Below are 7,154 nucleotides of genomic sequence, written 5' to 3'. Positions count from 1 at the left end.
CCACCACCAGCTCCTCACCCACCTCACCCACCACGACCCCGACGCCGCCGAAACCCTCTGGCGCCACCACCTCACCACCACCCCCCACACCCCCCACCACCCCACCACCCCCCTCGACCTGCTCAGCCTGTCCGGCGGCTAAGCGGCGGCACCGCGAGATCCCTGTACGCTCGCCCGCATGGGATCTGGGCGGGTTCGGGTGCGGTTCGCGCCGTCTCCCACGGGCATCTTCCACGTGGGTGGGGCGCGGTCGGCGCTGTTCAACTGGCTGGTGGCGCTGCGCGCGGGCGGCGATTTCGTGCTACGGGTCGAGGACACCGACGCCTCCCGCAACCGGCCCGAGTGGACCGACGGGATCATCAGCGCGCTGGACTGGCTCGGCATCAGCCCCGGTCGGTACGAGGGCCCGGTGTTCCAGTCGTCGCGGGACGCGTCGCACCGGGCCGCGGCGGTCCGCCTGCACGAGGCGGGCCAGGCCTACTTCTGCGACTGCACCCGGGAGGCGCTGGCCGAGCGCACCGGCAACGCCCAGCGCGGCTACGACGGGCACTGCCGCGAGCGCGGCCTGACCGCGGGCCCCGGCCGGGCGCTGCGTTTTCGCACCCCCGACGACGGCGTGACGACCGTGCGCGACCTGATCCGCGGCGAGCCGACGTTTCCCAACGACACGCTCGAGGACTTCGTCGTGGCGCGGGCGGACGGCTCGGCGGTGTTCCTGCTCGCCAACGTCGTCGACGACCTCGAGATGGGCATCACGCACGTCATCCGAGGTGAGGAGCACCTGCCGAACACGCCCAAGCAGCAGCTGCTGTGGGCGGCGCTCGGCGCGTCCGAGCCGCCGGTGTGGGCGCATGTGCCCGTCATCGTCAACGAGAAGCGGCAGAAGCTGTCCAAGCGCCGGGACAAGGTCGCCCTGGAGTCCTACCGGGACGAGGGCTACCTGCCGGCCGCGATGAAGAACTACCTGATGCTGCTCGGCTGGGCGCCGCCCGGCGAGGAGGAGATCGTCCCCTGGGAGACGATCGAGGCCGCGTTCGACCTCGCCGACGTGAAGCCCTCGCCGGCGTTCTTCGACGAGAAGAAGCTGCGCGCGTTCAACGGCGAGTACATCCGGGCGCTCGGCACCGCGGAGTTCACCGAGGCGGCGCGGCCCTGGCTGGTCGGCACGGCCGCACCCTGGCCGGCGGACGCCTTCGACGAGGGCGTGTTCGCCGCCGTCGCGGGCCTCGCGCAGTCCCGGCTGTCGGTGCTGTCCGAGATCGTGCCGATGGTCGACTTCCTGTTCCTGGCCGAGCCACCCGAGGACGACGCCGCCTGGGCCAAGGCGATGAAGGGTCCCGCGGCGGAGCTGCTCGCCGACGTCCACGACCTGTTCGGCAAGGTCGAGTGGGATGCCGAGACGTTGAAGCAGACCCTGACCGAGGCCGGCGAGCGCCACGGCCTGAAGCTGTCGAAGGCGCAGGCGCCGGTGCGGGTGGCGGTCACCGGGCGGACCGTCGGGCTTCCCCTGTTCGAGTCCCTGGTCGTCCTCGGCCGGGAGGCGACCCGGCGGCGGCTGGCCGCCGCACGCGACCGCCTCACCACGGCCTGACGCTGCGGTCATCGGACCCGCCCGGGCATCGACGGCCAGGCCAGGAGCTCGGGCCGGGATGCCCGGACCGGGCCCGACCCGTGGCTCGGGGAGCGGACACCACCACCACGGGCAGCCGAGGCGCGGGGCAGGCCGCGCCTGTGCCGAGGGTACCTCCGGACGAATGAGCCCGGGCCGCGGCTGGGACGGGCCGCGACCCGGGCTGGGGAGACCCACCAGAGGTCGGGGTTACCTCCGCCGGGTGAAGCTCGGGGTGTGACAGTGACAAGCACATCGTGCGGGGCCTAAAGGATTCTTAAGATCAGTGAAAGACAACCTGTGATCCGTGGATCGGCCCCGCCTCGCGGCTTCGGGGAAGCCCGCGGCTCAGGGTTCGTCGAAGCCGCGGTCGGCGGCGCCGCGGGGGACGCGCTGCCGGGGGCTCAGCGCCGCCCACTCGTCGGCGAAGTCGGCGAGGGGCTGGACGAGGCCCAGCAGGCGCCGGCCGTGCGCGGTGAGGCGGTACTCACCCACCTCGTCGACCTCGGCCATGCCGGCCTCGCGCAGTTCGCGCAGCCGCTGGGTCAGCTGCGCCTCGGGGGCGTCCAGCCGGGCCTGCAGCGCGCGGAAGGACAGCGACCCGGCCCGCAGCTGCCAGTAGGCGCCGAGGGCGAAACGCCGGCCGAGCAGGTCCACGAGGGCCGCCAGGGCGGGTGGCGCACCCCCCGCGGGCCCCGCCGCCGCGCCGCCCCGCCCCGGCCGGCGGGCGGCACCGCGCCGATCAGCACCACTCAACAGAGCAACACCGCTTCATCACGCGCATCCCACACATCGACGCCCACCCGACCGTCGCGACCCGGCCCCGGCGGCCCGCTCAGTGGGCGCCGACCGAGCTCACACCGTTCGAACTGTGGTGCGCCCCCGGACGGAACGGCCGCGACCGGGACTCCTCCGCCTCGGCCCCCAGCAGCCCGCGCACGCGCTGGTACACCGTCCCAGCCTGGGCGGACACGAGGCCGGCGGCGCTCTGGACCTCCGGGCGCTCGCGGACGTCCCGCAGCTGACGCATGATCGTGTCGTAGTGCTCACGCCCCGCGCGGGCGCCCAGGACGTACCCGAGGCCGAGAGCGATGACGACACTGGGCCTGATGTGCATGGTGCCTCCCAGGAGTCCAAGGAACCTGCCGGCGGACGACTCCCCGCCGGTTGGCGTTGTGCCGCCGCGTTGATTCCTACCCCACGTCCATGTCGGCCCGAACCTCAGGTAGGCTGACGGAGGTCAGATGCTCGGCGCACGACACACGCTCGAGACATGCGATCCCGCGTAGCTCAATTGGCAGAGCAGCCGGCTGTTAACCGGCAGGTTATAGGTTCGAGTCCTATCGCGGGAGCCCGACCAGCACGTTTGCATGATCCACCTCCCTGCTCCGCCACTGGATCCTGCGCGGCTGACGCTCAGTCACCACCGAAAGCGCGACAGAGCCGAAATCGGATCGAAACCCTGGCCGGCCGGATCTGAGGGGGCTCTGGCGCAGCAATGGGCTGAGGCTACCCACAGCTCGCGGCTTGCGGGGTCCAACGAGACGGGGCCCATGCGAGCTCGTGCGACCGGCCGCCGAGACGCGACCGGCGCACGGGCTCCCGCAGATCCCAACCGCACTGTCACGGCTTTCGGATCAGACGACTTCACAGGGTCAACGCGATCGCGGTGCGGGCGGCCCGGTCGAACGGCTCCAGCGTGCCGGCGGCGCGGCACAGGACGTGCGCACCCTCCAGCAGCATGATCAGCGTGGTGGCGAGATCGGCGGCCTCGGTGGGCGACAGCCCGGCGGACACCAGCAGGCCGGCCAGGACCTCGCCCCACGAGGCGAAGATCCGGGCCGCGACGCGCACCAGGCCCTCGCCACCACTGTCGCCGCCACTGTCGTCGGCGGCGCCGACGGTGATCGCCGCGATCGCGCAGCCGCCGCCGGTCGTCGAGGCGGCGAGGACCGGTCGGATGGCGGCGAAGAACGCCGTCACCAGGGTGCGCGGGTCGTCCACGGGCAGGGTGGCCAGGCTGGCGCGGACCTGTTCCCCGTTGCGCTCGGCGGCCTCGGCGACGAGCTGTGCCTTGCCTCCCGGGAAGTGGTGGTAGATCGCGCCGCGGGCCGCGCCGCTGTCGCGAAGGATTCCGGTGAACGACATGCCGGCGACGCCGTGGCGCCGCAACGCCTCGATCGTGGCGTCGACCATGCGACCACGGGTGTCGACCACGAGCCGATCCCCTTTCTGCCGCGAACCTTGACTAGTACGGCCATCCTAGTGCACTGTCGCTCTAGTACGTACGTCCTAGCGATTCCGCCATCAGGCGAGTCGCCGTCCAAGCGGAGGTCTGCGCATGCCCATCACCGTCACCGCGCCGCGGGGTCAGCTCACCGAGGCGGGCCGCGGGGAGATCCTGCCCCGGTTGACGGCGGCGCTCGCCGAGGTCAGCGGCGCTCCTGGCAACGCCTTCCTGACCGGAATCATCGGCGGCACCGTCCATGTCCTGGATCCGCGGGACGTCTATGCTGGCGGCGTCCCCCGCCGGGTCGTCATGGTGGAGCTCAAGCTGCCGAACATCGGCCTGCCGGACCCGGCGGCCCGCGCGGCGTTCATCGCCGCGGCGACCGACATCGTCGACACGCTCACCGTCGACGAACACCGCAACGAGGACACGTGGGTCAACATCATCAACGCGCCCGACGGAGGCTGGGGCCTCGGCGGCGTCGCGTACACCGGCGAGGCCCTCGTCCAGGCGCTCTCCGACGCCGCGACGGAGCCCGCCGCGCGCTGAGAAGACGACGCGAGCCCGCGCGACCGGCCGCCGGGACGCGACCGGCGCACGGGCTCCCGGGTCAGCTGCCGCTGGTCACCTTGGCCAGCGTCGGCCTGAGCTGGTCGAGCTGCCACGGGATGTTGAGGATGGTCGGGTTGTTCACGGCGCCGGCGGTGAACGCGTCGACCTGGAGCGCCCGGCCGGCCTTGACCGCCGGGATCTCGGTGAACAGCTTGTTCCCGTTCATCTCGGTCCTCAGGTCCGGGGTGGCGAAGCCGATGAGCAGGAAGTCGGCGTCCAGCGCGTTGAGCTTCTCCATGCTCAGCGAACGGTCGACCACGTTGGCGGCGACGCCGGGGGCGAGTTTCATGCCGAGGTCGGAGTAGAGCTGCACGGAGACGGTCTTCGGGTCGTCGATGACGGCCAGGCCGCCGGCCTCGTAGTAGAAGGAGTAGCTGAACGTCCTGCCGGCGAGACCCGGCAGGCCGCTCTTCGTCTGGTCGATGACCTGCTGGGTGGCGGCGATCGCCTTCTGGACGTCGGCGTCGCGGCCGATCGCCTTGCCGATGATGGTGCTGTTCTCCTGCCAGGTCGCGATGCCGGCGTCCTCGGTGTAGCCGACGGTGGGCGCGATCTTCGAGAGCCGGTCGTAGTAGTCGGCCAGGCTGTAGAAGTTCGTGGCGAGGATCAGGTCGGGACGCAGCGCGGCGATCTGCTCGAGGTTCAGGTCGCCGGCGGTGTCGAGCGCGGTGCTCTTCGACAGGTCGATCTTGCCCTGCAGCCAGGGGAAGACGCCATCGGGCTTGTACTCGTTCTTCGCGTAGGCGATCGGCGTGATGCCCACCGTCGCGAGCGTGTCCTCCTCATAGCTGAGCGCGATGATTCGCTTCGGCTGAGCGGGGACGACCGTGGTACCGAACTTGTTCTTCAGGGTGACCGGGAAGCTGCCGCTCGTAGCGGTGGTGCCTGCCGACGCCGTCCCGCCGTCTCCGTCGCTGCCGCAGCCGGCCGCGGCGACCAGCGCCGCGACGGCCAGGAACATCGCGACGAGGAATCTCAGTCTCTTTCGCACTGCTAACTCGTTTCATGATCGGTCGCGGCGCCCCGGGGCCCGCGGTGACAGGTGTGCGAACGGAATTCGGCGGGTCAGGGACCGGTCGGCGCCGTCAGCGCCCGGCGGTCGATCTTTCCGCCGGCGGTGACGGGCAGCGTGTCGAGCACCGTGACGGCGCTCGGCACCATGTACGGGGGCAGCAGGTCCGCGCACCAGGCCAGCAGCTCGTCCGCCAGCGACCCCGGCGCGGCGGCGGGCTCGCCCGCGTCGGGGACGGCGAAGGCGAGCAGGCGGGGCGCGGCGGCGTCGCGGGAGACCACCACCGCCGCGCGGCGCACCCGCGGGTGGGTGGCCAGCGCCGCCTCCACCTCCTCCAGCTCGAGGCGCATCCCGCGGATCTTGACCTGGTTGTCGGCGCGGCCCACGAACTCCAGCCAGCCGGCGCTGTTCCAGCGGACGAGGTCCCCCGTCCGGTACATCCGTGCGCCGCCGCCGGCGAAGGGATCCGCGACGAACCGGGCGGCGGTCAGCGCCGCCGCGTGGACGTAGCCGCGTCCCAGCAGGAAGCCGGCCGCGTACAGCTCGCCGACCGAGCCGTCGGCCACCGGCGTCAGCGTGTCGTCGAGGACGTGCAACTGGGTGTGCGGGTTGGGCCGCCCGATGGAGGTGGCGAGCCGCTCGGTGCCGTCGCGGTAGATGACGTGCGAGACGCCGATGGTCGTCTCGGCGGGCCCGTAGCCGTGGTAGAGCACGGTGTCGAGCTGGGCACGGAAGCGGGCGAACAGCGCGGGGGTGAGCACCTCCCCGCCGCACCAGACGTGGCGCAGTGACGCGAGCTCCTCGGTCCCCTCGGCGGCCTCCAGCAGGATGTCGAGCATCGACGCGACGAGGTAGACGAAGGTGATCCGCTCCTGCGCGATGAGGTCGAGCAGGTAGCCGGGGTCGAGCTCGCCCTCGGGCTCGGCGACGACGACCCGCCCGCCACAGACCAGCGGCAGCAGGATCTCGTTGACGGAGATGTCGAACGACAGCGGCGCCTTGAACAGCGACGCGTCGTCCGCCCCGCAGTGGAACAGGTCGTCGACCTGCCAGCGCAGCCGCTCCGCGATCGCCTCGTGGCGGATCATCGCCCCCTTGGGGGCTCCGGTCGAGCCGGAGGTGAACATGACGTAGGCCAGGCCGTCGCCGGGGATCGGCAGGTCGAGCGGTGTGGGCGACTCGCCACCCCAGGCCCACGCGGCGAGGTCGACCGGAACGGCGGGCACCCCGTCCGCGTGCCCGTCCGCACCGGCCGACGCGTCAACGCCGGTGATCACCAGCCGCGCCCGCGCGCCGCTGAGCACCTGGCGGCGGCGCTGCTCGGGCCAGGCGGGCTCGACCGGGACGAACGCCCCGCCGGCGACCATGACGGCGAGCACCGAGACGACCATCTCCGCGGAGCGGACCAGCCGGATGCCGACGACGCCCTCCGGCCCGAGACCGCGGGCCCGCAGCGCCCGGGCCAGCTGGAACACCCGGGCGCCGAGCTCGGCGTAGGTCAGGTGCCCCGCGGGGGCGACGACGGCGGCGGCGTGCGGCGTGGCCCGCACCTGGGCGGTGAACAGCTCGACGACGGTGCTCGTCGAACCGGGCGCGCTGTAGTCGTTGACGTCCTCGAGGGTCAGCGCCCCATCAGGCGGGGCCGTCGGCGGCGCGGCGCTGTCGACACGCACGTTCACAGAGCGAGTCCC

The 7,154-nt window shown here is 72.3% G+C and carries 7 protein-coding genes and 1 tRNA gene; 3 read left to right on the top strand and 5 right to left on the bottom strand.

Annotated features, from left to right (window positions below):
* Window positions 1-178: 178 nt before the first annotated feature.
* On the top strand, window positions 179-1,591 hold the full coding sequence (gene gltX / locus AC6EXY_RS18545) for a glutamate--tRNA ligase (protein ID WP_101830906.1): 1,413 nt from the start codon (window positions 179-181) through the stop codon (window positions 1,589-1,591).
* A gap of 366 nt (window positions 1,592-1,957) precedes the next feature.
* On the opposite strand, the gene AC6EXY_RS18540 is transcribed toward gltX, so the two are convergent.
* Together AC6EXY_RS18540 and AC6EXY_RS18535 are read right to left on the bottom strand one after the other, a co-directional pair.
* The gene (locus tag AC6EXY_RS18540) at window positions 1,958-2,365 is read right to left on the bottom strand and encodes a winged helix-turn-helix transcriptional regulator (protein ID WP_423748054.1); all 408 of its coding nucleotides are present in this window, start codon (window positions 2,363-2,365) and stop codon (window positions 1,958-1,960) included.
* 79 nt (window positions 2,366-2,444) lie between these two features.
* A complete protein-coding gene (locus tag AC6EXY_RS18535) occupies window positions 2,445-2,726 on the bottom strand; it encodes a hypothetical protein (protein WP_101830908.1) in 282 nt (93 codons plus the stop codon).
* 162 nt (window positions 2,727-2,888) lie between these two features.
* On the opposite strand from AC6EXY_RS18535, the gene AC6EXY_RS18530 reads away from it, so the two are divergent.
* Window positions 2,889-2,961: transfer RNA gene (locus tag AC6EXY_RS18530), tRNA-Asn, on the top strand.
* Between the two features lie 295 nt (window positions 2,962-3,256).
* On the opposite strand, the gene AC6EXY_RS18525 is transcribed toward AC6EXY_RS18530, so the two are convergent.
* On the bottom strand, window positions 3,257-3,826 hold the full coding sequence (locus tag AC6EXY_RS18525; RefSeq protein WP_101830909.1) for a TetR/AcrR family transcriptional regulator: 570 nt from the start codon (window positions 3,824-3,826) through the stop codon (window positions 3,257-3,259).
* A 124-nt stretch (window positions 3,827-3,950) separates the two neighbouring features.
* Between AC6EXY_RS18525 and AC6EXY_RS18520 the strand changes: the two genes are divergently transcribed.
* Entirely contained in the window at window positions 3,951-4,388 is a 438-nt protein-coding gene (locus AC6EXY_RS18520) for a hypothetical protein (protein ID WP_101830910.1), read from the top strand.
* A gap of 61 nt (window positions 4,389-4,449) precedes the next feature.
* Here the strand turns inward: AC6EXY_RS18520 and AC6EXY_RS18515 are convergent, their stop codons facing one another.
* Both AC6EXY_RS18515 and AC6EXY_RS18510 read right to left on the bottom strand, forming a co-directional pair.
* Entirely contained in the window at window positions 4,450-5,442 is a 993-nt protein-coding gene (locus AC6EXY_RS18515) for an iron-siderophore ABC transporter substrate-binding protein (RefSeq protein WP_165818283.1), read from the bottom strand.
* Window positions 5,443-5,516: 74 nt separating this feature from the next.
* Entirely contained in the window at window positions 5,517-7,142 is a 1,626-nt protein-coding gene (locus tag AC6EXY_RS18510) for an amino acid adenylation domain-containing protein (RefSeq protein ID WP_499817582.1), read from the bottom strand.
* Window positions 7,143-7,154 lie beyond the last annotated feature (12 nt).

The sequence above is a fragment of the Frankia sp. RB5 genome, assembly GCF_059816245.1.
This window is presented reverse-complemented; position numbering and strand designations above follow the sequence as displayed.